This window comes from Plantactinospora sp. CNZ320 (genome assembly GCF_002846275.1).
The window spans coordinates 4,027,949-4,052,620 of sequence record NZ_PJMP01000001.1 but is presented as its reverse complement, the minus strand read 5'-3'; the positions used below and the strand labels follow the sequence as shown (position 1 = coordinate 4,052,620).

Annotated in this window: 22 protein-coding genes; 11 read left to right on the top strand and 11 right to left on the bottom strand. The window is 72.1% G+C overall.

Annotated elements, in window-relative coordinates; translation table 11 throughout:
* Positions 1 to 31: 31 nt before the first annotated feature.
* The 3 genes from CLT71_RS17805 (at position 32) to CLT71_RS17795 (ending at position 1,832) form a co-directional block, all read left to right on the top strand.
* A complete protein-coding gene (locus CLT71_RS17805; RefSeq protein ID WP_101368104.1) occupies positions 32 to 400 on the top strand; it encodes a DUF742 domain-containing protein in 369 nt (122 codons plus the stop codon).
* The gene (locus CLT71_RS17800; protein WP_486483320.1) at positions 381 to 1,040 is read left to right on the top strand and encodes a GTP-binding protein; all 660 of its coding nucleotides are present in this window, start codon (positions 381 to 383) and stop codon (positions 1,038 to 1,040) included. The genes CLT71_RS17805 and CLT71_RS17800 overlap by 20 nt, the downstream gene beginning before the upstream one ends.
* Before the next feature lie 72 nt (positions 1,041 to 1,112).
* Positions 1,113 to 1,832, top strand: coding sequence for an SDR family oxidoreductase (locus CLT71_RS17795; protein WP_101368103.1), 720 nt, complete (start codon positions 1,113 to 1,115; stop codon positions 1,830 to 1,832).
* Positions 1,833 to 1,958: 126 nt separating this feature from the next.
* On the opposite strand, the gene CLT71_RS17790 is transcribed toward CLT71_RS17795, so the two are convergent.
* The 7 genes from CLT71_RS17790 to CLT71_RS17760 all read right to left on the bottom strand — a co-directional run bounded on the left by CLT71_RS17790 (position 1,959) and on the right by CLT71_RS17760 (position 12,061).
* Positions 1,959 to 2,735 (bottom strand): ABC transporter permease, encoded by a 777-nt coding sequence (locus tag CLT71_RS17790; RefSeq protein WP_101368102.1) that lies wholly within the window; start codon positions 2,733 to 2,735, stop codon positions 1,959 to 1,961.
* A 170-nt stretch (positions 2,736 to 2,905) separates the two neighbouring features.
* Positions 2,906 to 3,928 (bottom strand): ABC transporter substrate-binding protein, encoded by a 1,023-nt coding sequence (locus CLT71_RS17785; RefSeq protein WP_158242251.1) that lies wholly within the window; start codon positions 3,926 to 3,928, stop codon positions 2,906 to 2,908.
* A 475-nt stretch (positions 3,929 to 4,403) separates the two neighbouring features.
* Positions 4,404 to 5,492, bottom strand: a complete 1,089-nt coding sequence (locus CLT71_RS17780; protein ID WP_101368100.1) for a uroporphyrinogen-III synthase — start codon at positions 5,490 to 5,492, stop codon at positions 4,404 to 4,406.
* Positions 5,492 to 5,866, bottom strand: a complete 375-nt coding sequence (gene nirD, locus CLT71_RS17775; RefSeq protein WP_101368099.1) for a nitrite reductase small subunit NirD — start codon at positions 5,864 to 5,866, stop codon at positions 5,492 to 5,494. The genes CLT71_RS17780 and nirD overlap by 1 nt, the downstream gene beginning before the upstream one ends.
* The gene (gene nirB, locus CLT71_RS17770) at positions 5,863 to 8,427 is read right to left on the bottom strand and encodes a nitrite reductase large subunit NirB (RefSeq protein ID WP_101368098.1); all 2,565 of its coding nucleotides are present in this window, start codon (positions 8,425 to 8,427) and stop codon (positions 5,863 to 5,865) included. The genes nirD and nirB overlap by 4 nt, the downstream gene beginning before the upstream one ends.
* Positions 8,424 to 9,911: an FAD-dependent oxidoreductase gene (locus CLT71_RS17765; RefSeq protein WP_101368097.1), complete on the bottom strand. Its 1,488-nt coding sequence runs from the start codon at positions 9,909 to 9,911 to the stop codon at positions 8,424 to 8,426. The genes nirB and CLT71_RS17765 overlap by 4 nt, the downstream gene beginning before the upstream one ends.
* Positions 9,908 to 12,061, bottom strand: coding sequence for a molybdopterin oxidoreductase family protein (locus CLT71_RS17760; RefSeq protein WP_101368096.1), 2,154 nt, complete (start codon positions 12,059 to 12,061; stop codon positions 9,908 to 9,910). Before CLT71_RS17760 ends, CLT71_RS17765 begins: the two co-directional genes overlap by 4 nt.
* 157 nt (positions 12,062 to 12,218) lie before the next feature.
* Between CLT71_RS17760 and CLT71_RS17755 the strand changes: the two genes are divergently transcribed.
* The 7 genes from CLT71_RS17755 to glmM all read left to right on the top strand — a co-directional run bounded on the left by CLT71_RS17755 (position 12,219) and on the right by glmM (position 17,870).
* The gene (locus tag CLT71_RS17755; protein ID WP_101368095.1) at positions 12,219 to 12,917 is read left to right on the top strand and encodes a class I SAM-dependent methyltransferase; all 699 of its coding nucleotides are present in this window, start codon (positions 12,219 to 12,221) and stop codon (positions 12,915 to 12,917) included.
* 173 nt (positions 12,918 to 13,090) lie between these two features.
* A complete protein-coding gene (locus CLT71_RS17750; RefSeq protein WP_101368094.1) occupies positions 13,091 to 13,348 on the top strand; it encodes a DUF6364 family protein in 258 nt (85 codons plus the stop codon).
* Positions 13,338 to 13,631, top strand: coding sequence for a type II toxin-antitoxin system PemK/MazF family toxin (locus tag CLT71_RS17745; protein ID WP_101371547.1), 294 nt, complete (start codon positions 13,338 to 13,340; stop codon positions 13,629 to 13,631). Before CLT71_RS17750 ends, CLT71_RS17745 begins: the two co-directional genes overlap by 11 nt.
* Positions 13,632 to 13,781: 150 nt before the next feature.
* A complete protein-coding gene (locus CLT71_RS17740; RefSeq protein WP_101368093.1) occupies positions 13,782 to 15,242 on the top strand; it encodes an MFS transporter in 1,461 nt (486 codons plus the stop codon).
* Between the two features lie 238 nt (positions 15,243 to 15,480).
* Positions 15,481 to 15,924, top strand: coding sequence for a 50S ribosomal protein L13 (gene rplM / locus CLT71_RS17735; RefSeq protein ID WP_101368092.1), 444 nt, complete (start codon positions 15,481 to 15,483; stop codon positions 15,922 to 15,924).
* A gap of 20 nt (positions 15,925 to 15,944) precedes the next feature.
* Positions 15,945 to 16,397, top strand: coding sequence for a 30S ribosomal protein S9 (rpsI, locus tag CLT71_RS17730; protein WP_101368091.1), 453 nt, complete (start codon positions 15,945 to 15,947; stop codon positions 16,395 to 16,397).
* Between the two features lie 114 nt (positions 16,398 to 16,511).
* Complete coding sequence (glmM, locus tag CLT71_RS17725) at positions 16,512 to 17,870, top strand: phosphoglucosamine mutase (protein ID WP_101368090.1); 1,359 nt, start codon at positions 16,512 to 16,514, stop codon at positions 17,868 to 17,870.
* A gap of 80 nt (positions 17,871 to 17,950) precedes the next feature.
* On the opposite strand, the gene CLT71_RS17720 is transcribed toward glmM, so the two are convergent.
* The 3 genes from CLT71_RS17720 to CLT71_RS17710 all read right to left on the bottom strand — a co-directional run bounded on the left by CLT71_RS17720 (position 17,951) and on the right by CLT71_RS17710 (position 22,694).
* On the bottom strand, positions 17,951 to 18,844 hold the full coding sequence (locus CLT71_RS17720) for a hypothetical protein (RefSeq protein ID WP_101368089.1): 894 nt from the start codon (positions 18,842 to 18,844) through the stop codon (positions 17,951 to 17,953).
* Between the two features lie 284 nt (positions 18,845 to 19,128).
* Positions 19,129 to 19,794, bottom strand: a complete 666-nt coding sequence (locus CLT71_RS17715; RefSeq protein WP_486483694.1) for an ABC transporter ATP-binding protein — start codon at positions 19,792 to 19,794, stop codon at positions 19,129 to 19,131.
* A gap of 80 nt (positions 19,795 to 19,874) precedes the next feature.
* Positions 19,875 to 22,694 carry an ABC transporter permease gene (locus CLT71_RS17710; RefSeq protein ID WP_101368087.1) on the bottom strand — a complete coding sequence of 940 codons (2,820 nt, stop codon included), beginning with the start codon at positions 22,692 to 22,694 and terminating at the stop codon, positions 19,875 to 19,877.
* Between the two features lie 90 nt (positions 22,695 to 22,784).
* On the opposite strand from CLT71_RS17710, the gene CLT71_RS17705 reads away from it, so the two are divergent.
* Positions 22,785 to 23,399 (top strand): PadR family transcriptional regulator, encoded by a 615-nt coding sequence (locus CLT71_RS17705; protein ID WP_101368086.1) that lies wholly within the window; start codon positions 22,785 to 22,787, stop codon positions 23,397 to 23,399.
* Between the two features lie 27 nt (positions 23,400 to 23,426).
* Here the strand turns inward: CLT71_RS17705 and CLT71_RS17700 are convergent, their stop codons facing one another.
* Positions 23,427 to 24,647 carry a pyridoxal phosphate-dependent aminotransferase gene (locus tag CLT71_RS17700; RefSeq protein ID WP_101368085.1) on the bottom strand — a complete coding sequence of 407 codons (1,221 nt, stop codon included), beginning with the start codon at positions 24,645 to 24,647 and terminating at the stop codon, positions 23,427 to 23,429.
* Between the last annotated feature and the right edge of the window lie 25 nt (positions 24,648 to 24,672).

The window sequence follows — 24,672 nt, the reverse complement described above, 5'->3', positions numbered from 1 at the left end:
CACGACTCGAAGCTGAGGAGGTGACCACGGCATGGAGGGACGACGCGATGATCCGCGTGGCGCGCTCGTCCGACCGTACGCGGTCACCCGTGGCCGTACCGAGGCTCGTCTGGAGATCGCGCTCGAGGCGGTGCTCGTGGCGAGCCCGGCCGCGGTCGTGGAGTCCCGGTTCGCCGGCCATGACAAGCACCGCATCGCCACGATCTGCGAGGGCCGGGCGCAGTCGCTGGCGGAGATCGCCGCGTACACCCGGCTGCCGTTGGGTGTTGCCCGGGTGCTGGTCGCCGACATGGTGGCGGACAGCCTGCTGACGCTGCACAATGCCGCTCCGCCGTCGGAGGCGTACGAGGAGCGGATGGAACTGCTTGAGAGGGTGCTAAGTGGACTTCGCAGGCTATGACCCGGCCAGGCCGCGTCGCGGCGGTGGTGGCGGTGGCGGTGGTGGCGGCGGCGGTGGTGGCGGGATCACCTCCGCGAAGATCGTCATTGCCGGCGGGTTCGGGGTCGGCAAGACGACGCTCGTGGGTGCGGTCTCGGAGATCACCCCGCTGACCACCGAGGCGGTGATGACCGCGGCCGGGGTCGGCATCGACGACCCCTCGAAGGTGCCGGGCAAGGAGACCACCACGGTCGCCATGGACTTCGGCCGGATCACCATGGCCCAGGACCTGATCCTCTATCTGTTCGGCACCCCCGGACAGACCCGGTTCTGGTTCATGTGGGACGAGATCATCCGTGGCGCGGTCGGGGCGGCGGTGCTGGTCGACACCCGGCGGATCACCGACGCGTTCGCGCCGCTGGACTACTTCGAGAACCGGCACCTGCCGTACGTCGTGGCGTTGAACTGCTTCGACGGCGCACCGCAGTACGAGGCGGAGGAGGTACGCGAGGCGCTCGCGATCGCCCCGCACGTGCCGCTGGTGATGTGCGACGCCCGACACCGCGAGTCGGTCAAGCACGTGCTGGTGAACGTGGTACAGCACGCGATGGAGACGTTGCGTGCGGAGCACGGCCGGGGGCAACCGACCCCGGTCGGCTGACCCTCGCGTTCGCAGGCTTGCCGGGCCCGGGGAGGCTCCGCGGTTCAATCCTGCACAACGAGAGGGACAGATATGCCACAGCACGATGGCCCCGATGGCGGCTGCGTAGTCGTCATCGGGGGTACCTCCGGCCTCGGCCGGGACGTGGCCGAGCACTACGCGAAGCGGGGGCTCGAGGTCGTCATCACCGGACGCGACGCGGCCCGGACCGAAGCGGTCGCCGCGGAGATCGGCGGCCGGACGACGGGTGTCGCAGTCGACCTCGCGAAGCCCGAGTCCATCGCCGCCGCGCTCGCCGGGATCGGCGAGATCAAACACCTTGTCCTCTCCGCCTTCGTCCGGGACGTCAACAAGGTCTCGGATTACCAGATCGACCGGGCGGTCAGCCTGGTCACGGTCAAGCTGGTCGGCTACACCGAGGTGGCGCACACCCTGTCGTCCCGGCTCTCCCCGAACGGTTCGGTGCTGCTCTTCGGCGGCGGTTCCAAGGACCGGCCGTTCCCGGGTTCGGCGACGGTCTCCACCGTCAACGCCGGGGTGGTCGGCCTGGTCAACGTGCTCGCCGCCGAGCTGCGGCCGGTCCGGGTCAACGCCCTGCACCCGGGCATCGTCGGCGACAGCCCGTTCTGGGCGAAGCAGCCGGCCGAGGTGCACGAGACCTACCGGGCGCGTACCGCGACGGGCCGGCTGACCACGATGGCGGACGTCACCGACGCGGCGGTGTTCCTGCTGGAGAACCCGGCCGTCAACGCGGTCAACCTCGACATCAACGGCGGTTCCGGACTGATCTGACCCGTTGGGCGGATCGCCGCTTGACCTGGCGGGCGGGTCATCGTTTGACCCGGTGGGCGGATCACCGTCGGCCAGCGTGGCAGCGGTGATCCGCCCGATCGGTCCGGCGCGGGACGGGGTGGCGGCTCAGGCGGAGATCTTCCGAGCCCACGGCACGGCGAGCCGTTCGGCCACGACGACCGCGTAGAAGACGCTGATGCCGATCACCCCGGTCAGGGTGATCGCGGCGAACGCCAGCGGGGTGTCGAAGGACTGCTGGGTGTTGTAGATGATCGCGCCCAGCCCTTGGTTGAGGGTCTGCAACTCGGCCACCACGGCACCGATCAGTGAGAGCGTGATGCCGAGCTTCAGCCCCACGAAGACCTGGGGAAGCGCCCAGGGCAGCCGGATCTTCAGATAGGTCTTCAGCCGGGACGCCGACAGCGACCGGGTCAGCTCGTAGAGGTCGGCCGGGGTCGAGGTCAGGCCCGCCATGGTGGAGATCATGACGGGGAAGAACGCGATCAGGACGACCAGGGCGATCTTGGTCCGCGAGTCGTAGCCGATCCAGAGGATCAACAGCGGCACGAGCGAGACCTTCGGCACCGCGTTGAACGCCACGATCATCGGCAGGGTGGCCTGCTCGATCAGGCGTGAACTGGTCAGCAGCAACGCCGCGATCATCCCGCCGAGTGCCGCGAGGCCGAAGCCGACGAGGGTTCCCCAGAGGGTCGCCCAGGCAGCCTCGAACAGATAGGCCGGTTCCCGGCGGAAGGCGTCGACGACCTCCGGCGGGGACGGCAGGAACAGGGACCGGACGTCGAAGACGATCGTCACCAGCCACCATAGGGCGATCGCGACGACGGTGCCGATGATCGGCAGCGCGATCCGGGTACCGGAGGAGAGGTTCTGCCGGCCGCTCATCGGATCCGCCGGTGTCTGGAACCGGTGCCCGGGGTCGTCGGCCGGTACTGCGGGTCGCGGGCATCGCCGCCCGGAGGGGTACGGACGCGCAACATTTTCGCTCCTCTTGCGTCGAAAAGGGGACGGCGAGTGGCTCTCCACTCGCCGTCCCCGAACTGCTCCGGCGTCGGTCAGGCCTTTGGCGCGATCGAGAAGTCGATGACCTTGTCCGGGGTGAGGCCGGCCGGGATCAGCTCGGCGCCCTGGAGGATGGCGATGGCCCGGGCGGCACGCTGCTCGTCGAGCGCGCCGATGGTGTTGCCCGGTGCCGAGGTGACGTACGGCGTCATCAGCTTGATCTCCGCCGCCGCGCCCTGCTCGTTCACGTTCGGGTTGTTGGCCTTCATGATCTTGGCGGCCTCTTCGGGGTTCTCCACCGTGTACTTGAGACCCTTCATCGCCGCGTCCTTGAACCGCTTGACGATGTCCGGGTTCTCCTGGGCGTACTTGGCGGTGGTGGTGAGGCCGGTGCCGAGCAGGTCCCGCAGGTAGTCGGTGAGCGGCATGACGGTCATCGTCTGCTTGGTCACCGTCTCCACCGTGTTGCGGGTGATGACGAAGGTGCTCAGCACGTCGACCTTCTTGCTCACCAGCAGGCCGACGAGGGTCTGCGGGGTGCTCTCGACGAACTGGAGCTTGCTGGCGTCGAAGCCGGCGAGCTTGCCGTACGCCGGGAGCAGGGTCCGGGTGATCGAGCCCGCCGCCACGCCGACCCGCTTGCCCTCCAGGTCCTTCGGCTTGGTCACGCCGGAGCCGGGCGGCGCGAAGATCGCCACGAGCGTGCTCTGGTGCACCGCCGCGATCACCCGCATCTCGGTGACCTGCCCCTTGCCGGTCTGGATCATCAGCTGGGTCACGTCGCTGTAGGTGAACTGGGCCTTGCCGGAGAGCAGACCCTGGTTGTTGGTGGCCGGCGCGCCCTGCTGGATGGTGACGTCGAGCCCGGCCTCGGTGAAGAAGCCCTTCTCCTTGGCCACCCACGCGAATGCGTCGTGTCCACCGGTGCCGAACCCGGTGAGGTACGTCACCTTGTCCGGGGTCTTACCGCCGCCGGTGTCACCGCCCTCGGAGTCGTCCGAACCGGAGCAACCGGCGGTGACCAGCATGGCCGTGGCCAGCGCGGCGGCGGCCAGCACGCGTATACGCCTCGTCATTCGTACCTGTCCTTTGAGGAGAATCCATTTAGGATGTGGATCGGTCGCCCGGTTCAGGACCGGCCGCGCCCCGCTGATGGCGCCACGGGTGCAGAGGATTGCCGGCGGCTCGCTATGGCCGGTGCCCGCCATGATCGTAATGCCTTGCCCGATGTCTCCGGCAGTCCTCCTGACGCGTTCGCGAGCAGGGTGTGACGCGACCCGAACTAATCTCTGCCAGGGCGACCGAGCGCCTCACCCGTCCCCTGTGCACAGTCCCGGAGGGCAGTTTACGGGCGCTTCCAGGACGTTGCGGCCTTACCCTGCCAACCGCCTGTCCGCCAGTCAAGGGATCAAATCGAGCCGATACCCAAGCGTGAGGCGGCGGATCGACGGGTCGTCGCAGCTGGTGAACCTTCCTCGCACCGCGTGGTGTCGCGCAGCACGCGGTGGCCGGTCGGGGGCGGGGGTGAAGAATCCTCGGGCACGGGCGACCTCAGTCGACCGGCAGCCGGTAGCCGCGTTTGACCACGGTCTGCACGACACCCGGGGTACGCAGCCCGGCCCGCAACCGGGCCACCGCCATCTCGACGGCGTGCTCGTCGGCGCCCCTGGGCAGGGTACGCAGCAGGGCGGCCCGGGACATCACCCGGCCGGGCGTACTCGCCAGGGCCCGCAGCACCGCCATCGGGGCCGGTGCCAGCGGGCGCAGCTCGCCGTCCAGGATGGCGGCGTGCCCGCGCAGGGTGAGCAGGTGCCCGGCGACCTTGACGCTTATCGCCCGCTGCGGAAGCTCGTCGACGATTGTCCGGACCAGCGCGCCGAGCCGGGCCCGGCTCGGTGACACCACCGGTACCCCGTGCCGGCGCAGTGGCGCGGCGGTGACCGGCCCGACGCAGGCGGCCAGTACGTCCGAGCGCAGCGCGTCGAGTACCGCGTCGGTGCTGGAGCCGGCGGCCCGGAGCAGTGCGCCGACCGCCGGTGCGGAGGTGAAGGTGACCGCGTCGACCAGCCGGCCGGCGATCAGGTCGACCAGCCGGTGCAGCGGGGCCGGGTCGGTAGGCGCCGCCCAGCGGTAGACGGGTACCTCGATCACGCTCGCCCCGGCCGCCTCCAGCGCCGCCGTGCACTCCGGCTGCCGCTCGCCGTGCAGCTGCATCGCGATCAGCTGACCGCGTACGCCACGCTGCCGCAGGTGCTCGATCACCTCGTCGCAGCTCTCCGAGGCGGGCGACCACTCGTCGTGCAGCCCGGCGGCCCGGATCGCGCCCCGGGCCTTCGGTCCCCGGCTGACGATGTAGGCCCGGCCCAGCACCGAGCGCAGCGGCTCGGCCAGCCCCCAGCCCTCGGCCGCCTCCAGCCAGCCGCGCATCCCGATCCCGGTGTTCGCCATCAGCACGTCGGGCGGGTTGTCCAGGCAGGCCCGGGTCGCCGCGCGCAGTTCGGTGTCGTCGGCCAGCGGCACGATCCGCAGCGCCGGGGCGAGCACCACCCGGGCGCCGCGCCGTTCCAGCATGGCGGTGAGTTCGTCGCGGCGTCGGTCGGCGGTGACCCCGACGGTGAAGCCGGCGAGTTCGCCGGACATCAGGCGTCCCCGGCCGGCCGGTGTCGGGGCGCCACCTCGACCAGCCCGTCCCGGCAGCGCACCCGGTAGGTCGGCACCGCCACCCCGGGCACGTCGAGGCAGTCGCCGGTGCGCAGGTCGTAGACCTGTTTGTGCAGCGGGGAGGCGACCGTCGGGATCTCGCCGCGGCTGCCGACGATGCCCCGGGCCATCACGTACGCGCCGGCGATCGGGTCGCGCTGGCCGATCGCGAAGAGTCGGCCGTCGTGGGTGCGGAAGACCGCCACCTGGTCGCCGTCGACAAGTGCGGCCACCCCGCGCTCCGGCTCCAGCCGGGGGTACGGGCAGACGGCCGTCCAGCTCACGTCGTCGTTGATCGTGATGTCGAGAGTCAACTCGGTACCCCCATGGTCGTCGGGAGGCCGAGCGTCACCGGTCGGCGGTCTCCCAGGGCCGGAACGGGCTGTCCCCGTTCCACCTCGAACGTGATCGACGGGTCCGGCACGTCGGGTGCGTTGACGAAGGAGGTGAACCGGCGCAGCCGGTCCGGGTCCGCCAGCGTGTCCCGCCACTCGTCCGAGTACGACCCGACGTGCCGGGCCATCGCGGCGTCGAGTTCGGCGCAGAGCCCGAGCGAGTCGTCGACGATCACCGCCCGCAGGTGTTCCAGGCCGCCCTCCATCGCCTCGATCCAGGCGGCTGTCCGCTGTAGCCGGTCGGCGGTGCGGATGTAGAACATCAGGAACCGGTCGACGTACCGGACGAGGTCCTCGGTGCTGAGATCCTGGCCGAAGAGTTCGGCGTGCCGGGGGCGGAAACCGCCGTTGCCGCCGAGGTAGAGGTTCCAGCCGCCCTCGGTGGCGATGATCCCGAAGTCCTTGCTGCGGGCCTCGGCGCACTCCCTGGCGCAGCCGGAGACCGCTGACTTGATCTTGTGTGGGGCGCGCAGTCCTCGATAGCGCAGCTCCAGGGCGATCGCCAGCCCGACCGAGTCCTGCACCCCGTACCGGCACCAGGTGGAGCCGACGCAGGACTTGACCGTACGCAGCGCCTTGCCGTAGGCGTGCCCGGACTCGAAGCCGGCGTCGACCAGCCGGCGCCAGATCCGCGGCAACTGCTCGACCCGGGCACCGAAGAGGTCGATCCGCTGCCCACCGGTGATCTTCGTGTAGAGGTTGAAGTCCCTCGCCACCTCACCGATCACGATCAGTTTCTCCGGGGTGATCTCGCCACCCGGGATCCTCGGCACCACCGAGTAGGTCCCGTCCCGCTGGATGTTGGCCAGGAAGTGGTCGTTGGTGTCCTGCAACGACGCCTGCTCGCCGTCGAGCACGTAACCGTTGCCGAGCGAGGCGAGGATCGAGGCGACCACCGGCTTGCAGATGTCGCAGCCCCGGCCCCGGCCGTGCTCGGCGACCAGCCGGGAGAAGGTGCGGATCCCGCGTACCCGGACGATGTCGAAGAGCTCCTGCCGGCTGTGGTCGAAATGCTCGCAGAGCGCCCTGCTCAGGCTCACCCCGGAAACCGCAAGCAACTGCTTCAGCATCGGTACGCAGGAGCCGCAGCTCGTACCGGCCCGGGTGCACGCCTTCAGCCCCGGTACGTCGGTGCAGCCCTCGGCGATCGCCCCGACCAGCTGGTCCTTTGTCACCGCGTTGCAGGAGCAGACCTGGGCCGACCCGGGCAGCGCCGCGATCCCGGCCCCGGTGGCGGTGCCGTCGCCGGCCGGGGCGAGCAGTGCCAGCGGCGGGCCGGGCAACGCGCCGCCGACGCTGGCCCGCAACGTCGGGTACGCCGTCACGTCGCCGACCAGCACCCCGCCGAGCAGGGTTCCCGCGTCGTCGGAGAGGACCAGCTTGGCGTAGACCCGGGTGGCCGGGTCGGTGAAGGTGACGTCCAGGCAGCCCGGGGTCCGGCCGTGCGCGTCGCCGAACGAGGCGACGTCCACCCCGAGCAGCTTCAGCTTGGTGGAGAGGTCGGCGCCGGGGAAGGTCGCCGTGCCGCCGACCAGCCGGTCGGCCACCACCTCCGCCATCGCGTAGCCGGGGGCGACCAGGCCGTAGCAGGTCCCCTCGACCGCGGCACACTCGCCGATCGCCCAGATCCGCTCGTCGGCGCTGCGGCAGCTCCCGTCCACCCGGATCCCGCCCCGCTCGCCCAGCTCCAGGCCGGCCGCCCGGGCCAGCTCGTCCCGGGGCCGGATGCCGGCGGCCACCACCACCAGGTCGGTGGGGAGCCAACTGCCGTCCGAGAGGGTAAGCCCGGCCAGCTCGCCGTCCGGGCGGGACCGGATCGCGGTGGTGGCCACCCCGAGGCGCGGCACCACACCCAGCTCCTCGACGTAGCGGCGCAGCATCGCGCCGCCGGCCTCGTCGATCTGCACCGGCATCAGCCGGGGGGCGAACTCCACCACCGAGGTGGCGAGGCCGAGCAGCCGCAGCGCGTTCGCCGCCTCCAGGCCGAGCAGCCCGCCGCCGATCACCGCACCGCTGCGCCGGCCCTTGGCGAAGTCGCGGATCGCGGCCAGGTCGTCCAGGGTTCGGTAGACGAAGACCCCGGGCCGCAGTGCCGGCGTCGGGCCGGGCGCGTCCGGGCCCGACGCCACGTACGCGCCGTCGATCGGCGGCACGAACGGGTACGACCCGGTCGCCAGCACCAGCGCGTCGTAGGCGTACTCCCCGCCACCGGTGACGACCCGTCGACCGGCCCGGTCGATCTCCACCACCGGCTCGCCCAGCCGCAGGTCCACCCCGTCGTCGGGCCGGTGCAGACTCAGCTCGTCCGCGTCCACCCCGTCGAAGAAGGCCGAGAGCCGCACCCGGTCGTACGCCGGCCGCCCCTCCTCGGCCAGCACGGTGACCTGCCAGCGGCCCCCGGTGTCCCGGGAGCGCAGCGCCTCGACGAAGCGCTGCCCCACCATGCCGTTGCCGACCACCACGAGCCGCCGTTTGCTCATGCCGCCACCTCTGCTTCCACCGGGTCGGGAGTGTCGATCGAGGAGAGCCAGCCGAGGATCCCCTCCACGGCGTCCCGGCAACTGCCGCAGCCGGTGGTGGCCCGGGTCGCGGCGACCACGTCGTCCAGGGACCTCGCCCCGGCCCGCCAGCAGCGCACCAGCGCGCCCTTGCGCACGGTGTTGCACTGGCAGACCGTCGCCGCGTCCGGCATCAGCGCCGGTGACTCGACAGGCATCGCTCCGACGCCGTCCCGGCTGCGGCCGAGCAGCAGCGCCCGGCGGTCGACAGGCACCGGGGTACCCCGGTCGAAGAGTTGGATCACCGTGCCGACCGCCGGGTTGTCGCCGAGCATGATCGCCCCGGTGAGCCGTTCACCGACGATGCGCAGCCGGGCGTAGGTGCCCCGGACCGGGTCGGAGAAGCTCAGTTCCTCGACGTCCGGGGCCGGGCCGGCCGCCGCGTCGCCCATCGCGGCCAGGTCGATCCCGGCGGCCTTTAGCCGGGTGACCGACGGCTGTGGCCGGTACCGGTCCCGCGGATCCCGCCCGGCGAGCACCTGGGCCAGCACCCGGGCCTGCTCCCAGGCGGGTGCGACCAGCCCGGTGACCACGCCGGCGTGCTGGGCGCAGTCGCCGATCGCCGAGATGTGCGGATCGCTGGTACGCAGCCGGTCGTCGACCACCACCCCCCGGTCCACGGCGAGCCCGGCGGCCCGGGCCAGTGCCACGTCGGGGCGTACCCCGCAGGAGAGCACCAGCAGGTCGGCGTCGAGGGCACGCCCGTCGGTGAGGGTCAGGGTCAGCCCGTCGGGCCGGGCGTGCACGGCGTCGGCCGCCACCTCCAGGTGGGTGGTGACGCCGAGTCCGGCCAGGGTACGGGCCAGCACCGCGCCGGCCGTCGGATCGAGTTGCCGCTCCATCAGGTGCCCGACCGGGTGCACCACGTGCACGTCGAGTCCCCGGGCGGCGAGCCCACGGGCCGCCTCCAGCCCCAGCAGCCCGCCGCCGAGCACCAGTGCCCGGCGTGCTCCGGTGGCGGCGGCCAGGATCCGCCGGCAGTCGTCGAGGGTGCGGAACACCGCCACCCGGTCCGGCAGCCGTTCCCGGTCCAGCCCGGCCAGCGGCGGCACCAGGGCGCGTCCGCCGGTGGCGAGCACCAGGTGGTCGTACCCGATCAGGTCGCCCTGCCGGGTCGTCACCGTGCGGCTGGCCCGGTCGACGCCGGTCACCTCCACCCCGGGGCGTACGTCGATGCCGTGCCCGGCCGCCTCAGCCAGCTCCACACCGGACTCGTCGACCTTGCCGGCCAGCAGGCTGGACAGCATGATCCGGTTGTACGCCCGGTGCGGCTCGGCACCGAGTACCGTGACCTTCGCGTTGCCGGGCCGGGCGGACAGCTCGGCCGCCAACCGCGCGCCGGCCATGCCGTGCCCGACGATCACGACGCGGTGGGGTGATCCGTCCACTGTCTCCTCTGTCGTCATGCCGTCCCCTCGCTCGGCGTTGCCTTCTCGACCCTCACCGCGCACACCTTGAACTCGGGCATCCTGGAGACCGGGTCGAGCGCGTCGCTGGTCACCGAGTTGACCCGGCCCGCACCCGCCCAGTGGAACGGTGCGAAGACGGTGTCCGGCCGGATGGCCGGGGTGAGCCGGGCCGGCGCCCGCATCTCGCCCCGGCGGCTGGTCACCCGCACCTCGTCGCCATCGTCGATCCCGAGCCGGGTGGCCAGGTCGGGGTGCAACTCCACGAAGGCGTTCGGGGCGACCCGGCGCAGCGCCTCGACCCGCCGGGTCTGCGCACCGGACTGGTACTGCGTCAGCACCCGCCCGGTGGTGAGATAGACCGGATAGTCCGGGCAGACCTCCTCGGCGGCCGCGCGGTGCTCGACCGGCAGGAACCGGGCCCGCCCGTCCGGGGTCGGGAAGCCGTCGGTGAACATCCTCGGTGTGCCGGGCCCGTCCTCGGCCGGGCAGGGCCAGAAGACGCCCTCCTCGGCGTCGATCCGCTCCCAGCTGATCCCGGCGTAGTCGGCGGCACCGCCGGCCGAGGCGCGCCGCAGCTCCGCGAAGACCAGTTCCGGCGAGGCCGGAAAGCGGGACCCGCCCAGACCGGTCGCCCCGTCGACGTGTTCGAGCCGGTCGGCGAGGTCGGCCAGCAGCGCCAGGTCGGTGCGTACCCCTGGCGGCGGCGGGCGGAGCGCGCGGCGACGCAGTACCCGACCCTCCAGGTTGGTCATCGTGCCGTCCTCCTCGGCCCACTGCGCGGTCGGCAGCACCACGTCGGCGATCTCGGCCGTCTCGGAGCGGACGAAGTCGGCCACCACCAGCAGGTCGAGCTCGCGCAGCCGGCTGGTGACCAGGCCCGCCCGGGGTGCCGAGACGACCGGGTTGGAGCCGAACACCAGCAGCCCGCGCGGGCCGCCGTCGGTGCCGAGCGCGCTGAGCAGCTCGTACGCCGAGACGCCCGGTCCGGGCAGCGCGTCCGGGTGCACTCCCCAGACCCCGGCGACGTGTGCCCGGGCGGCCGGGTCGTCGATCCGCCGGTAACCGGGGAGCTGGTCGGCCTTCTGCCCGTGCTCCCGGCCACCCTGGCCGTTGCCCTGCCCGGTGAGGCAGCCGTACCCGGAACCGGGGCGGCCGGGCAGGCCGAGCGCGAGGGCCAGGTTGACGAAGGCGGTGACCGTGTCCACGCCCTTGGCGTGCTGTTCGGCGCCGCGCGCGGTGAGGATGATCGCCCGGTCGGCGGTGCCGAGCGCCCGGGCCGCCGCCTCCAGGTCGGCCACCGGCACCCCGGAGAGCCGCTCCGCCCGGGCCGGCCAGTAACCGGCGGTCACCCGCCGCACCTGGTCGAATCCGGTGGTACGGGCGGCCACGTAGTCCTTGTCGACAAGTCCCTCGGCGAGCGCGATGTGCAGCAGCGCGTTCGCCACCGCCAGATCGGTGCCGGGGGTGGGTTGCAGGTGCAGGGTGGCCTGCCGGGCGGTGGCGGTGACCCGGGGGTCGACCACGATCAGGGTGCCGCCGCGCTGTCGCTGCTTGACCAGGTAGCGGACCAGCGGCGGCATCGTCTCGGCGACGTTCGCGCCGACCAGCAGCAGGGTGTCGGCGGTGCCGAGGTCGGCCAGCGGGAACGGCAGCCCCCGGTCGATCCCGAAGGCGCGCATCCCGGCGGCGGCGGCCGAGGACATGCAGAAGCGTCCGTTGTAGTCGATGTTGCGGGTGCCGAGCGCGACCCGGGCGAATTTGCCGAGGGCGTACGCCTTCTCGTTGGTCAGTCCACCCCCGCCGAACACGGCGACCGCGTCCCGGCCGTACCCGGACTGGATCCGGCGGATGCCGTCGACCACCCGGTCCAGCGCCTCCGGCCAGCTCGCCGGGCGCAGGTCCCCGCCGGGGCGGTCCCGCAGCAGCGGGGTGGTCAGCCGGTCGGGGTGGTCGAGCAGTTCGGCGGCGGTCCAGCCCTTCTGACAGAGCCCGCCCCGGTTGGTCGGGAACTGCCGGGGCAGCACCTCCACCCGCTCGGCGGTACGGCGCAGTGTCATCCCGCACTGGAGGGCGCAGTATGGGCAGTGCGTGACGACGTCCTGGGACACATCTTCCGAATGCGTCGCAGTGCGTGCACCGTCTGTCATGTCCGAAGCGTGCCGGCGCCCGGTTTCACGGCCGGGTCCCTCTTGTTTCGGGCCTGTCAAGAGCCGCTCACACGGACCTTGCTCATCGGGTCGGCTCGGCCTGCCGGGAGTGGATCTATGATGTGGAAGGTCGTTCCACATCTTAGGAGGCACTCCGATGGCCGTGGTGTCGCTCTTCGACGCGGTGGCCGGGTCGTACGACGAGTCCCGTCGCCGGCTCGTGCCGTGCTTCGACGACTTCTACGGCACGGCCGTCGAGGTGGCGGCCCCGCCGCTGCGCCGGGCGCTGGCCTCCGGGCGGGTACCGACCGTACTCGACCTGGGCGCCGGTACCGGGCTCTTCTCGATCCTGCTCGGTGCCGCCGTACCGGGGGTCCGGAGCACCCTGCTCGACGGCGCCCCGGCGATGCTCGCGGTCGCCGAGGGGCACCTGACCCGGCGCGGGGTACCGCACGAGACGGTGGTCGCCGACCTGACCTCGCCGCTGCCCGGCGGCCCGTACGACGCGGTGGTCTCCGCGCTCGCCATCCACCACCTGCCGGACGCCGACAAGCGGGACCTCTATCGCCGGATCCGGCAGGTGCTGGTCCCCGGCGGGGTCTTCGTGAACGCCGAACAGGTCTCCGGCGGCACCCCCGACCTGGACTCCCGGTACGACGAGGTGTGGTTGGCCCAGGTCACCGCGCTCGGTGCCACCGGGGCGGAGATCGCCGCCGCCCGGGAGCGGATGCTGCACGACCGCCCGGCACCGATGCCGGACCAGTGCCGCTGGCTGGTCGAGGCCGGTTTCGTCGGGGTCGACTGTTTCTACAAGTCCTGGCGGTTCGCCGTCTTCGGCGGCCGCCGCGAGCTGTGAGCTGCGACGGCAGCGTCTGTGAGCTGTGAGCTGTGACGGCGGTTGCCTGTGTGCACGGCGGCGGCCGGTGCGCGGCGTGCACGGCCGTGGCCGGGCAGGGCGGCGGCCGACCGACCCGGGGTTGGTGCGGCGTTGGAATGACGGCTGGTCATACCGCCGGTAGGCTGAGCGGCATGACCGCCAAGGTGACCCTCTCGTTCTCCGACGAGACGATCGAAGAGGCGCGGCGCTTCGCGAAACGGGACGGCATGTCGCTTTCCGCCTGGATCGACCAGGCGGCCCGGGAGAAGGCGCTCCGCGAGGTCTTCGCCGCACACGCCGCGGCCGTCGGTCGGGCCCGCCTGGACATCGAGGCCGCCGCGATCGCCGACGCCCAGGAAGCCGCACTCGTCGACGCGGCTCTCGGCGGGCGCCCGAGTGCTGCTGCATAGGGGCGAGATCTGGCGGATCGACGGGGCCCGGTCCCGGCTCGGTCTGGTGATCAGCTCCGACGTCTACAACTCCACTGACGTACCGATAGTGATCGTCGCCGAGGTGGTCGACTCCGAGCTGCTCCGGGACTCTCCGCTCGCCGTCACCATGGGGGAGTACGTGGTGATGCCCGACCGGCTCTCGTCGCCGATGAAGAAGTGGTTCACCGACCGCGTCTCGGTCGCCGACGCCGACACCATGTTCCGGGTCAGCCGGGCACTGCGTATCCTCCAGGGCATCTGAGCGTCGGATCCGTCGGCGCAGCGCCCCGCCGGGCCGGGCTGGGTGGCCGGGGATCTCACCGCCTGCGGTGACCCGCCGTGCGCCGACCGTTGCCGCGCCGACTTCCAGCCCGAACCGCCGGGAAACCCCACGCTCCTACGTTCGGGCGGCATGACGAGTACTGCCACCGGCCCGACCGCCGGTCCCGGGACCGACCGCACGGCCACCGCCCCGGCGGCCGGCCTCGGCACCCTCGCGCCACCCGAGCCCGCAGCCGCCCCCGCAGCCGCCCCCGTGGCCGCCCGCCGGCACCAGATCGACGACTGGCGCCCCGAGGATCCGGACTTCTGGCGTACCACCGGAGCGCCGATCGCCCGGCGCAACCTGATCGTCTCGATCGCATCCGAGCACATCGGCTTCTCGGTGTGGACCCTCTGGTCGGTACTGGTGCTCTTCCTCGGCCCGGAGTACGGGATCGATCCGGCCGGGAAGTTCCTGCTCACCGCCGTACCGGCCGCGCTGGGGGCGGCGCTGCGGCTGCCATACACCCTGGCGGTGGCCCGGTTCGGTGGGCGGAACTGGACGATCTTCAGCGCCCTGCTGCTGCTGGTCCCGGCGGTGCCGATGACGATCCTGATCGAGCCCGGGGTGTCGTACGGCACGCTCATGGTGCTCGCCTGCCTGGCCGGGGTCGGCGGCGGCAACTTCGCCTCCTCGATGGCGAACATCAACCTCTTCTATCCGCAGCGGCTCAAGGGCTGGGCGCTGGGCCTGAACGCGGGGGGCGGCAACCTCGGGGTGGCAGCCGTGCAGCTCGTCGGGCTGGCGGTGCTGGCCACGGCGGGTGCCGCGTACCCGCGCCTGGTGCCCGCGGTCTACCTCCCGCTGATCGTGCTCGCCGCGCTCGCCTCGGCCCGCTACATGGACAACATCACCGGGGTCCGCAACGAGCGGGGGGCGCTGCGGGAGGCGGCCCGGGACCCGCACACCTGGGTGATGTCGGTGCTCTACATCGGCACCTTCGGGTCCTTCATCGGCTTCGGCTTCGCCTTCGGGCAGGTGCTGCTGGTGCAGTTCGGTGACCGGTTCGGCACCCCGCTCGACGCGGCGTACCTGACCTTCCTCGGGCCGCTGGTCGGCTCGCTGATCCGGCCGGTCGGCGGCCACCTGGCCGACCGGTACGGTGGGGCCAGGGTGACCCTGGTGACCTTCGCCGCCATGGCGGCCGGCGCCGGGCTGGTCCACCACGCCTCCGGGGAGCGCTCGCTGACCCTCTACCTGATCGGGTTCATCGGGCTCTTCGTGCTCTCCGGGATCGGCAACGGATCGACGTACAAGATGATCCCGGCGATCTTCCGGGCTCGGGCGAACCGGGCGGTGGCCGACGGCGAACTGGACCCGGCCGACGCACAGCGGCGGGCGTGGCGGCTCTCCGGTGCGTTGATCGGGATCGCCGGGGCGGTCGGCGCGTTCGGGGGCGTACTGGTCAACATCGCCTTCCGGCAGTCGTTCCTGGCGTACTCCTCGGCCGACGCCGCCTACCTGGCCTTCATCGCCTGGTACGCCCTCTGCCTCGTGGTGACCTGGGTGGTCTACCTCCGCCCGTCCCCCCACCGCCTCCCCGGCGTGTGACTTGCCTGCAAGGTGCAAGGAAGGGCCCCCGCATATCGTTTTCTGTTGTAGCGGGGGCCCTTCCTTGCACCCGTTTTGACCTCGGCGCCGGCTAGCGGGTATCGTTGCCTGCTGTTGTGTGACACCCAAGTTTTCACGTGACATCCGCGGGCGTGCCTTCTCCGGGTACGCTTGGTCGTTTGCGCGTGCCTGGCGACCGGTGCGCGACCCCAGACCGACGACGAGACAAGGTAGACCTGTGCGTACGTACAGCCCGAAGCCGGGTGAGATCGAGCGTCAGTGGCACGTCATCGACGCGTCAGACGTCGTGCTGGGCCGTCTGGCCTCCCACGTTGCCACGCTGCTGCGGGGCAAGCACAAGCCGACTTTCGCGCCGCACGTGGACACCGGTGACTTCGTCGTCGTCGTGAACGCGGGCAAGGTGGCGCTGACCGGCAACAAGCGGCACACCAAGGTCGCCTACCGGCACTCCGGCTACCCGGGCGGTCTGAAGCAGGTCGGCTACGACGAGCTGCTGACCAAGCGTCCCGACCGGGCCATCGAGCTGGCCGTCAAGGGCATGCTCCCGCACAACAAGCTCGGCCGTCAGCTGATCAAGAAGCTGAAGGTCTACGCCGGTGCCGAGCACCCGCACGCCGCGCAGCAGCCGGTGCCGTTCGAGATCAAGCAGATCGCGCAGTGAGCGCGGGCGAAGGAAACAGCATGACCGACACCATCGCGACCACCGAAGCCCCGGTGCCCGCCCCGGTGGCCCGGGCTCCTCGTGGCGACCGGCCGATCCAGACCGTTGGCCGGCGCAAGGAGGCGATCGTCCGGGTCCGGATCGTCCCGGGCAGCGGCAAGATCACCTGCAACGGTCGTGAGCTTGAGGCGTACTTCCCGAGCAAGGTGCACCAGCAGCTCATCAAGGAGCCGCTGGTCACCGCCGAGAAGGCCGAGGCGTTCGACATCATCGCCAACCTGCGGGGCGGCGGCACCACCGGCCAGGCCGGCGGGCTGCGGCTGGCCATCGCGCGGGCGCTGATCACCAACGACCCCGATGACCGCCCGGCGCTGAAGAAGGCCGGCTTCCTCACCCGGGACGCCCGGGAGAAGGAAAGCAAGAAGTACGGTCTCAAGAAGGCCCGCAAGGCGCCCCAGTACTCCAAGCGTTGATCAGCGGCAACACCTTGTACGTCTGACGTACGGCCGGAAACCGCCCCCTTCCGCGGTGGCGGTGTCCGGCCGTTTCGTCGTTTACCACTGGTGCGCTTCCCGGAGGTCACGCGCATGGGGCGGCTGTTCGGCACTGACGGCGTACGCGGACGCGCGAACGCCGACCTCACCCCCGAGTTGTCACTCGCGGTCGCCGTCGCGGCCGCGCAGACCCTCGCCGAGTCCGACCGGAGCCATCCACCGCTCGCGGTGGTCGGCCGGGACACCCGGGCCAGCGGCGAGATGCTGGAGGCCGCGGTGGTGGCCGGGCTGACCAGCGCCGGGGCCAACGTGGTCCGGGTCGGGGTGCTGCCCACACCCGGCGTGGCCTTCCTGGTCGGCGAGGCCAAGGCCGACCTCGGGGTGATGCTCTCCGCCTCGCACAACCCGATGCCGGACAACGGGATCAAGCTCTTCGCGGCCGGCGGGCACAAGCTCCCCGACGACGTCGAGTTGAAGATCGAGGCCGCGGTCGAGGCGAATGGCTCGGCCGGCTGGCAGCGGCCGACAGGTGCCGGCGTCGGCCGGGTACACGACCTGCTCGACGGTGCCGAGCACTACATCCAGCACCTGGTCGGCACGATCCCGCACCGGCTCGACGGGCTCAAGGTCGTCGTCGACTGCGCCAACGGCGCCGCCTCGGAGGTCGCCCCGGTGGCGTACCGGGAGGCCGGTGCCGAGGTGATCGCCATCCACGCCGAGCCGGACGGGCTCAACATCAACGACGACTGCGGTTCGCAGCACCTCGACGACCTGCGGGCCGCCGTGGCGGAGCACGGTGCCGACCTCGGCATCGCGCACGACGGCGACGCCGACCGCTGCGTCGCGGTCGCCGCCGACGGCACCGAGGTGGACGGCGACCAGATCATGGCGATCCTGGCGCTGGCCATGCGGGAGGCCGGGACGCTGACCCAGGACACCCTGGTCGCCACCGTGATGAGCAACCTCGGTCTCCGGCTGGCGATGTCCGCGGCCGGGATCCGGCTGGTCGAGACCAAGGTCGGCGACCGGTACGTCCTGGAGGAGCTGCGCGCCTCCGGGCTGGCGCTCGGCGGCGAACAGAGCGGACACCTCGTACTTCCCGCGTACGCGACCACCGGCGACGGCGTCCTCACCGGGCTGCACCTGATGTCCCGGGTGGCCGCCACCGGCCGTAGCCTCGCCGAGCTGGCCTCGGTGGTGACGAAGCTGCCGCAGGTGCTGATCAACGTGCCGGTCGCGGACCGGACGGTGGGAGCCGGTGCGCCTGGCGTACTCGGCGCGGTGCAGCGGGCCGAGGCGGAGCTGGGCGAGACCGGGCGGGTGCTGCTGCGCCCCTCCGGTACCGAGCCGCTGGTCCGGGTGATGGTCGAGGCGGCCACCCTGGAACTGGCCCAGGATGTCGCGGAGCGGATCGCGGCCGAGGTGCGTACCGCCAGCCCGGCACCGGCGTAACGCGCCTGCGCGCAGGCGCTGCCGCCCCGTCGGGCGGAACGACGGGGCGGGCCGAACCACGGACCCCGGCCGGACTCGGGTCAGGGAGACATCCCTGACGGTGTGTCGGGGTCACCCTCGGCGTGCCACCAGGTGCCGGCGATCCGTGGGCTGATCATCACGATTCCGGTATCGGACCATGCGTTGGGATTGATCGTGAAGTAGTTGCCGTCCTGCAGGTTGTCGCTGTGGTATCCGTGGCCGTTGGTGAAGAATCGGGTGTCGTCGGTGAAGCAGGAGAGGAACTGGGCGGCGCGGTTGCGGGCGACGTCGGCGCCAGGGTCCCACCGGGGCCGTTGACTCCAGACGAGTGAGGTGCGCTGGACGGCGACGATGTGCTCGACGGCTTCGTTCCGGCCGACCTCGACCCAGGGATTGGGGTAATTGCGCCGGTAGGACCAGTGGGCGATGAAGCGATCGAGTTCGCTCGTGGGATCGGGCTCGGGCAGTGCGTGGCCGACCCGGCGTTGGATGAGCCAACTGGCCGGATCGAAGCGGCCGTTGAAGTCGGTCTGCGCCCCGATGGCCCGCGTCATGTCCCCGTCGTCGGGGGCTCCGAAGCGTACCGGTGCCAGCAGGGGGCCTTCGACGGGCAGGGAGGCGAGGTCGACGCCGAGCACCCTCTCGATCAAGGCGACGTACGACCGGACCGGCAGCGGCCACTCAAGGTCGTCATTCGAGTACGAGGCGAACTCGTACCGCTGGTGCGCCTTGGCCAGGGCGCTTACCGCATCGTCCAGCTGGAGCCTTCGCCACAGGTCTGGATGTCTCGTTCTGTCCTGCCCGGGTCCTGCGGCATCCAGCACCCATTCGACCGCACGGAGTGCGACATGTGCGGTCAACCAGCCGTCGTCCAGGTGGGAGTCGGCAGTGTCGACAGTGCCGCCGAGCACCTCGGTCAGCAGGTCGACAAGCGCGGTCCGAACATCGTCCACCAAGGTGGTGACCTCCCGTCTCCGTGACTTCCGGTGCCAGCCGTCGACGCGGTGCTCCGGTGGCGGCTGTCCCGTGGCCGTGAACCGGCGCTCCTGCCCAGCGGAGGGCGGCCGTCGCGGGCTGCCCTGGCTCGGTGCGGTCGCCGCGAGCCGGCACGTCGAGGCGGATCCGGTCTTCCTCTATTTTGCGCCCGCTCCGCCGCCCCGAACCACGGGCGGGACGGCGGAGCGGGCCTGGACCGCCGGCCTGCGTCACGGGACCATCGGCGTGGCCGGCGGAGGTTCTAGAGCCGGAGCTGGCTGGCCCGGGCCAGGGTGTGGTCCGGACCGTCGCCACCGGTGAGGTCGAGGTCCTCGGTGACCCGGCCGTCCCTGAGCCGGACCAGCCGGTCGCACCGGGCGGCGATGTGCTGCTCGTGGGTGGCCAGCAGGATCGTGACGCCCCGCTCGGCGCGCAGCCGCATCAGCAGGTCGATGATCTCCCCGCCGGTGGTCGAGTCCAGGTTGCCGGTCGGCTCGTCCGCGAGCAGCAGCGCCGGCTCGCCGATCAGGGCCCGGGCCACCGCGACCCGCTGCTGCTGGCCGCCGGAGAGCTGCGCCGGCAGGGCCCGCTCCCGGCCGCCGAGCCCCACCGCGTCGAGCAGTTCCCGGGCCCGGGCCGTCCGGTCGTAGCCGACCCGGTACGGCAGCACCGGCGCCAGCACGTTGTCCAGCGCGGTCAGTGCGGGCAGCAGGTGGTAGCGCTGGAAGACGAAGCCGACCCTCCGGCGGTACGCGGTCAGGGCGCGGCGACCCAGCCGGGTGATCTCCTGCCCGCCGACGACCACCGAGCCGGAGTCGGCTGGTTCGATCGCCCCGAGCAGGTGCAGCAGGGTCGACTTGCCGGAGCCGCTCGGCCCGGTCAGTGCCACCACCGAGCCGGCGGCCACGTCGAGCGACAGCTCGTCCACCGCGACGATCGGGAGTTCTCCGCCGGAGAACCGCTTGGTCAGCGCGGTGACGGTGACGCCGACCCCGGTGTCCGCCATTGTCACTCCTCGGCTAGCAGACGACTTGTGGGAGCCCGGCGCAGCAGTGCCGCCGGGACGAGCGCCGCGAGGCAGGCGACGAGCGCTCCGGCTGCGGCGGTGCCGACCCCGGTGAGGACGACTCCCGTGGAGAGGCCGCCGATCAGCGCGGCGGCGCCGGCCAGCCCGACCGCCGTACCGGCCAGCGCGCCGAGCAGGCCGATCCCGGCTCCCTCGTAGGCGGCCAGCCGGGTGAGCGCGGACTCCGTCCAGCCGGTCGCCCGCAGTGCCGCCAGCTCGGCGGCCCGGTCGCGGATGTTCAGGTAGAGCACGTCGGCCACGGCCGCCGCGCCGAGCAGCACGGTGGCGGTCGCGGCGACGGTGTCGGCGGTACGCACCGTCGCCGAGACGGTGTCGCCGAGCAGGCTGCCCAGCACCGTGTCCCGGAAGGCGTAGTTGATCGCGGCGAGCACCGTCGACGCGGCCACCCCGATGCCGAGGGCCGCCGCGCCGAGCAGGGCGCGGCCCGGTACCCGGATCAGGTTGAGCACGGCGAGGCCGAGCACTCCGCGTACCCGTCGACTCCGCCGGACCGGGGCGATGGCCGGCCGGAGCGCGCCGGCCGGATGTGAGCGGGCGGCCCGCACCGCCGGGCCGGCGCCGGCCACGACCGCGAGCAGCAGCGCCACCGGTACGGCCAACGCCGCCCGCCGCCAACCCACCTCCACGCCGAGCAGGGCGCCGAGCGGGGCGGCGAGGAGCAGTGACAGCAACCCGGCGGCGAGGCCGATCAGCGCCACCTCGCCGAGGATCGCCGCGCCGATCCGCCGGGCCGGCCAGCCGAGACAGGCCAGCACCGCCAGCTCGGTCCGACGGTCCCGGACGGCGGCCGAGACCGCGTTGGCGAGGAAGAGCGCGCAGACGGTGAGGACGAGCAGGAAGAGTACGACGCTCTTCCGGTCCACCGCCCGGACGATCACCGACGCCACCCCGATCGAGGACCAGCCCTCGGTCAGCCGCAGTTCGGGCCGGCCGAACGAGCCGGCGGGCAGCTCGACGGTCTGCGGGGCCGGTGACGAGCCGAAGGTGACGTCGACGTCGAGTCCGGTACGGGCGGCGATCCGCTCCGCGACCTGCCGGACCTGCCGTTCCGCCGCCTCGGTGTAACCGGCGACTCCGGCGACCCGGATCCGGATCGCGCTGATCGGGGCGGCCAGTTGCGGGTCGTTGCCGCCCTCCAGCAGCCTCGGCACGGCGGCGAGGCTGGTCAGCAGCAGCGGCGGGCTGGAGAGGTAGCCGGCCGGGTTTCCGCTGGGCAGCAGCGGGCGGTCGCCGAGCGCCTCCCGGCTGGCCGGGTCGGCGCCGACGGCCTGCGGTGGCGCGTACGTCTCCAGCGGCACCTCGGAGAGCGCGCTGAAGCTGCTCAGCCGTTCCGGGTCGAAGATGCCGACCGCCTGCCAGCCCAGCCCGGCCCCGCTGCGCGAACTCGGCTGGTCGAGCTGGCGCAGTGGCCGGAAGGCGACGTCACTGGCGAGCCACGGCGCCGGATAGGTGCCCGGCCCGTCGGCCCGGTACGCCGGCAGGTCGGGACTTCCGGCCCGGGGCCGCAGGCTGCCGTCGGAGAGTTGACGGTAGTCGATCGACCCGGCCTGCACGACCGGGCTCAGGCTGCCCAGGCCGGTCTGCTGCCGGACCGCCTCCCGCATCTCCTGCTGGTAGTTGGTGGTCGGATCGGCGCTCGCGCCGCCGGCCGGCTCGCCGCCGCCGCTCAGTGCGGCAAGCAGTTCCTCCTGTTGCAGGCCGGCGACCCGGTCCGGGCGCAGTCGGGTGTAGCTGGCCGCCACCCGGCCGTCCAGGTAGGGGCGGCTGGTGGCGAGCACCGGGACGTTCTGGTAGCCGGGGCCGAGCAACCTGTTCTCGACTGTCGTGTCGTGCCGGGTCAGTGGCCTGCCGTGCACCACGGCGTCGGAGAGCCCGACCAGCCGGTCCTCGGCGGGCGGGTCGACGGCGGCGAGCAGGAACGGGACGATCCACCGGACCGGCAGCACCAGCCGGTCGGTCGGGGTGGGTGCGGGGTCGCGGAGCCCGACGGTGTGGTGCGGCGAGTTCTCGAACCGGCCGTCCGGCAGCAGCCGGGCGACGACTACCTCGGTGTAGTCGGTGTCCGGCGAGGTGCGGGTGAGGGTCGGCTCCGCGCCGATGTTGCAGACCGGTTCGGTCCGCCCGTCCGGGAAGATCTCCCGGGGGACGATGTAGCCGGTCCGGCAGGGGTTGAGCGGGTACCGCCGGCCGTCTGTGTAGAGGGCCGAGCTCGCGACGCCGCCGTTCTCCCAGACCGGATAGGCGAGGCGGTTGCGGGTCAGGTAGACGTACCGGGGTTTGCCCGTGGTGCGGGACAGGCCGCGTTCGGCCAGGAAGGTCGGGTCGACCCGGATCACCTGCCGGTCGAGGGAGCGGTCCACCGCGTCGGTGAGGTCGAGATGGGCCCGCATCTCGTGCAGGGAGTAGCCGAGCATCGCCACCGGGGCCGCGACGTCGACGCCACCGACCGTGCGAACCTGCTCGTACTGGGCCATGCTGATGCCGCCGAAGAGGCCGGAGAGGTAGTTGGGGCGTACGACACCCCGCGCCGTCTCGAGTTCGGCCTGTGTCCCGTTCGGACGGACGAGAATGTCATACGCGGCGCGGGTCTCGCGCTGCACCCGATCGTTGAGGCGCAGTTGGGAGGTGGTGGTGGTGCCGGTGAGCACGACGAATCCGGTGGTCGCGACGAGCACACCGGTCAGCAGGGCGAGCGATCGCCAGAGCCGGGCCCGCAGCTGCCGCCAGATGAATCCGACCACCGGGCCCCTCCTCTTCTCCCGCAGGACACTCTGCGCTATACATTGTCACAATGCAAGAGGCCGTGTTGACGGCCGGAAGGTGGGTCAGGAATGGCCATCCAGCATGCGGTACTCGCGCTGCTCGCCGACGGCCCGAGCTACGGCTACGAGCTGAAGGGCGCCTTCGAGGCTGCCGTCGGTCCACAGTGGGGATCGCTGAACATCGGCCACCTCTACCAGATCCTCGACCGGCTGGCCCGGGACGAACTGGTCCGGGCCGAACGGCAGGCGCAGCCGGTCAAGCCGGACCGGGTGGTCTACGAGATCACCCCCGCCGGCCGGACCGAACTGTCCAAGTGGCTGGCCGAGCCGAGTACGCGCAGCGGCGGCTTCCGGGACGACTTCTTCCTCAAGGTCACCGCCGCCGCCCGCTCCGGCTCCGCCGACGTGGTGCGTACGGTGCTCGCCAACCAGCGCGGCTACCTGCTGCGCGAACTGCGCAACCTCGGCACGCTGCGCCGGGAGGCGACCGACCCGGTGGTCGAGTTGCTGCTCTCCGCCGCGAGTCGGCACGTCGAGGCGGATCTGGCCTTCCTCGACGACGCCGAGACGGCCCTGCTCGACGGCGACCGGATCCGCATCCCGACCGCGCGGACGGGCGGCACCGACGCCGTACCCGGATCGCTGCCCGACGGCCGCGTCACCGGCCTGGCCGAGGGCGCCTGAGCGTCGGCGCGACCGGGGTCAGCCCGGTCAGCCCTCGCCCTCCGGCGGTCTTCCGGGCCAGCCGCCGAGCGTGCCCAGCCGGGTCACCGCCTCGGCCAGCACCTCCGGTCGCTTGCAGAAGGCGAACCGGACCAGCCGCCGCCCCGCCTCGACATGGTCGTAGAAGACCTGCGTCGGCACGGCGACCACCCCGCAACGTTCCGGCAGCGAGCGGCAGAACTCCACCCCGTCCCGCCCGCCCAGTGCGGTGATGTCGGCGGTGACGAAGTAGGTCCCCTCCGGAACCAGCACCTCGAAACCGGCCTCGACCAACCCGGCCGAGAGCTGGTCCCGCCGCGCCTGGAGGTCGGCCCGGTAACCGTGGTAGTAGTCGTCCGGCAGGGCCAGGGCCACCGCGACCGCCGGTTGCAGCGGTGCGCCGCCGGTGAAGGTGAGGAACTGCTTGACCCGCATCGTCGCCGCCACCAGCGGTGCCGGACCACTGGCCCAACCGATCTTCCAGCCGGTGCAGGAGAACGTCTTGCCCGCCGAGGAGATCCGCAGGGTGCGCTCCCGCATCCCCGGCAGGGTGGCCAGCGGGATGTGCCGGCTGCCGGCGTCGGTGAAGACCAGGTGCTCGTAGACCTCGTCGGTGACCGCGAGGGCGTCGAACTCCTGGCACAACCGGGCGATCAGCGCCAGTTCCTCGGCGTCGAAGACCTTGCCGGTGGGATTGTGCGGCGAGTTGAGCAGTACCAGCCGGGTCCGGGGCCCGAAGGCGGCGCGCAGTTCCGCCGGATCGAAGGCGTACCGGCCGCCGTCGACCGGGCGGAGCGTCACCGGCCGCCGTACCGCACCGGCCAGGGCGATCGAGGCGGCGTACGAGTCGTAGTACGGCTCGAAGCAGACCACCTCGTCGCCGGCCTCGCAAAGCCCGAGGATCGCCGCCGCGATCGCCTCGGTCGCCCCGGCCGTGATCAGCACCTGCCCGTCCGGGTCGTAGTCGAGCCCCCAGAACCGGCGCTGGTGTGCGGCGACGGCGGCGCGTAACGCCGGAATCCCCGGCCCGGGCGGGTACTGGTTCTGCCCGCCCCGCAGCGCCGCCACCGCCGCGGCCAACATCTCGGGCGGCCCGTCCGTGTCCGGAAAGCCCTGGCCCAGGTTGACCGCTCCGGTGCGCACCGCCAGCGCCGACATCTCCGCGAAGATGGTGGTGCCGAACGGGCGCATCCGGCGGACCAGGGGATCGGAGTCGGTTGTCGTCGTCACCCCGTCACCCTAGAACCGTGCTGGG

Bases quoted from the DNA above. Each gene is read 5' to 3' on its own strand.
- CLT71_RS17805 (WP_101368104.1), top strand. From the start codon at position 32: ATGGAGGGACGACGCGATGATCCGCGTGGCGCGCTCGTCCGACCGTAC.
- CLT71_RS17795 (WP_101368103.1), top strand. From the start codon at position 1,113: ATGCCACAGCACGATGGCCCCGATGGCGGCTGCGTAGTCGTCATCGGG.
- CLT71_RS17790 (WP_101368102.1), bottom strand. From the start codon at position 2,735: ATGAGCGGCCGGCAGAACCTCTCCTCCGGTACCCGGATCGCGCTGCCG.
- CLT71_RS17785 (WP_158242251.1), bottom strand. From the start codon at position 3,928: ATGACGAGGCGTATACGCGTGCTGGCCGCCGCCGCGCTGGCCACGGCC.
- CLT71_RS17780 (WP_101368100.1), bottom strand. From the start codon at position 5,492: ATGTCCGGCGAACTCGCCGGCTTCACCGTCGGGGTCACCGCCGACCGA.
- nirB (WP_101368098.1), bottom strand. From the start codon at position 8,427: ATGAGCAAACGGCGGCTCGTGGTGGTCGGCAACGGCATGGTGGGGCAG.
- CLT71_RS17765 (WP_101368097.1), bottom strand. From the start codon at position 9,911: ATGACGACAGAGGAGACAGTGGACGGATCACCCCACCGCGTCGTGATC.
- CLT71_RS17760 (WP_101368096.1), bottom strand. From the start codon at position 12,061: ATGACAGACGGTGCACGCACTGCGACGCATTCGGAAGATGTGTCCCAG.
- CLT71_RS17755 (WP_101368095.1), top strand. From the start codon at position 12,219: ATGGCCGTGGTGTCGCTCTTCGACGCGGTGGCCGGGTCGTACGACGAG.
- CLT71_RS17750 (WP_101368094.1), top strand. From the start codon at position 13,091: ATGACCGCCAAGGTGACCCTCTCGTTCTCCGACGAGACGATCGAAGAG.
- CLT71_RS17740 (WP_101368093.1), top strand. From the start codon at position 13,782: ATGACGAGTACTGCCACCGGCCCGACCGCCGGTCCCGGGACCGACCGC.
- rpsI (WP_101368091.1), top strand. From the start codon at position 15,945: ATGACCGACACCATCGCGACCACCGAAGCCCCGGTGCCCGCCCCGGTG.
- glmM (WP_101368090.1), top strand. From the start codon at position 16,512: ATGGGGCGGCTGTTCGGCACTGACGGCGTACGCGGACGCGCGAACGCC.
- CLT71_RS17705 (WP_101368086.1), top strand. From the start codon at position 22,785: ATGGCCATCCAGCATGCGGTACTCGCGCTGCTCGCCGACGGCCCGAGC.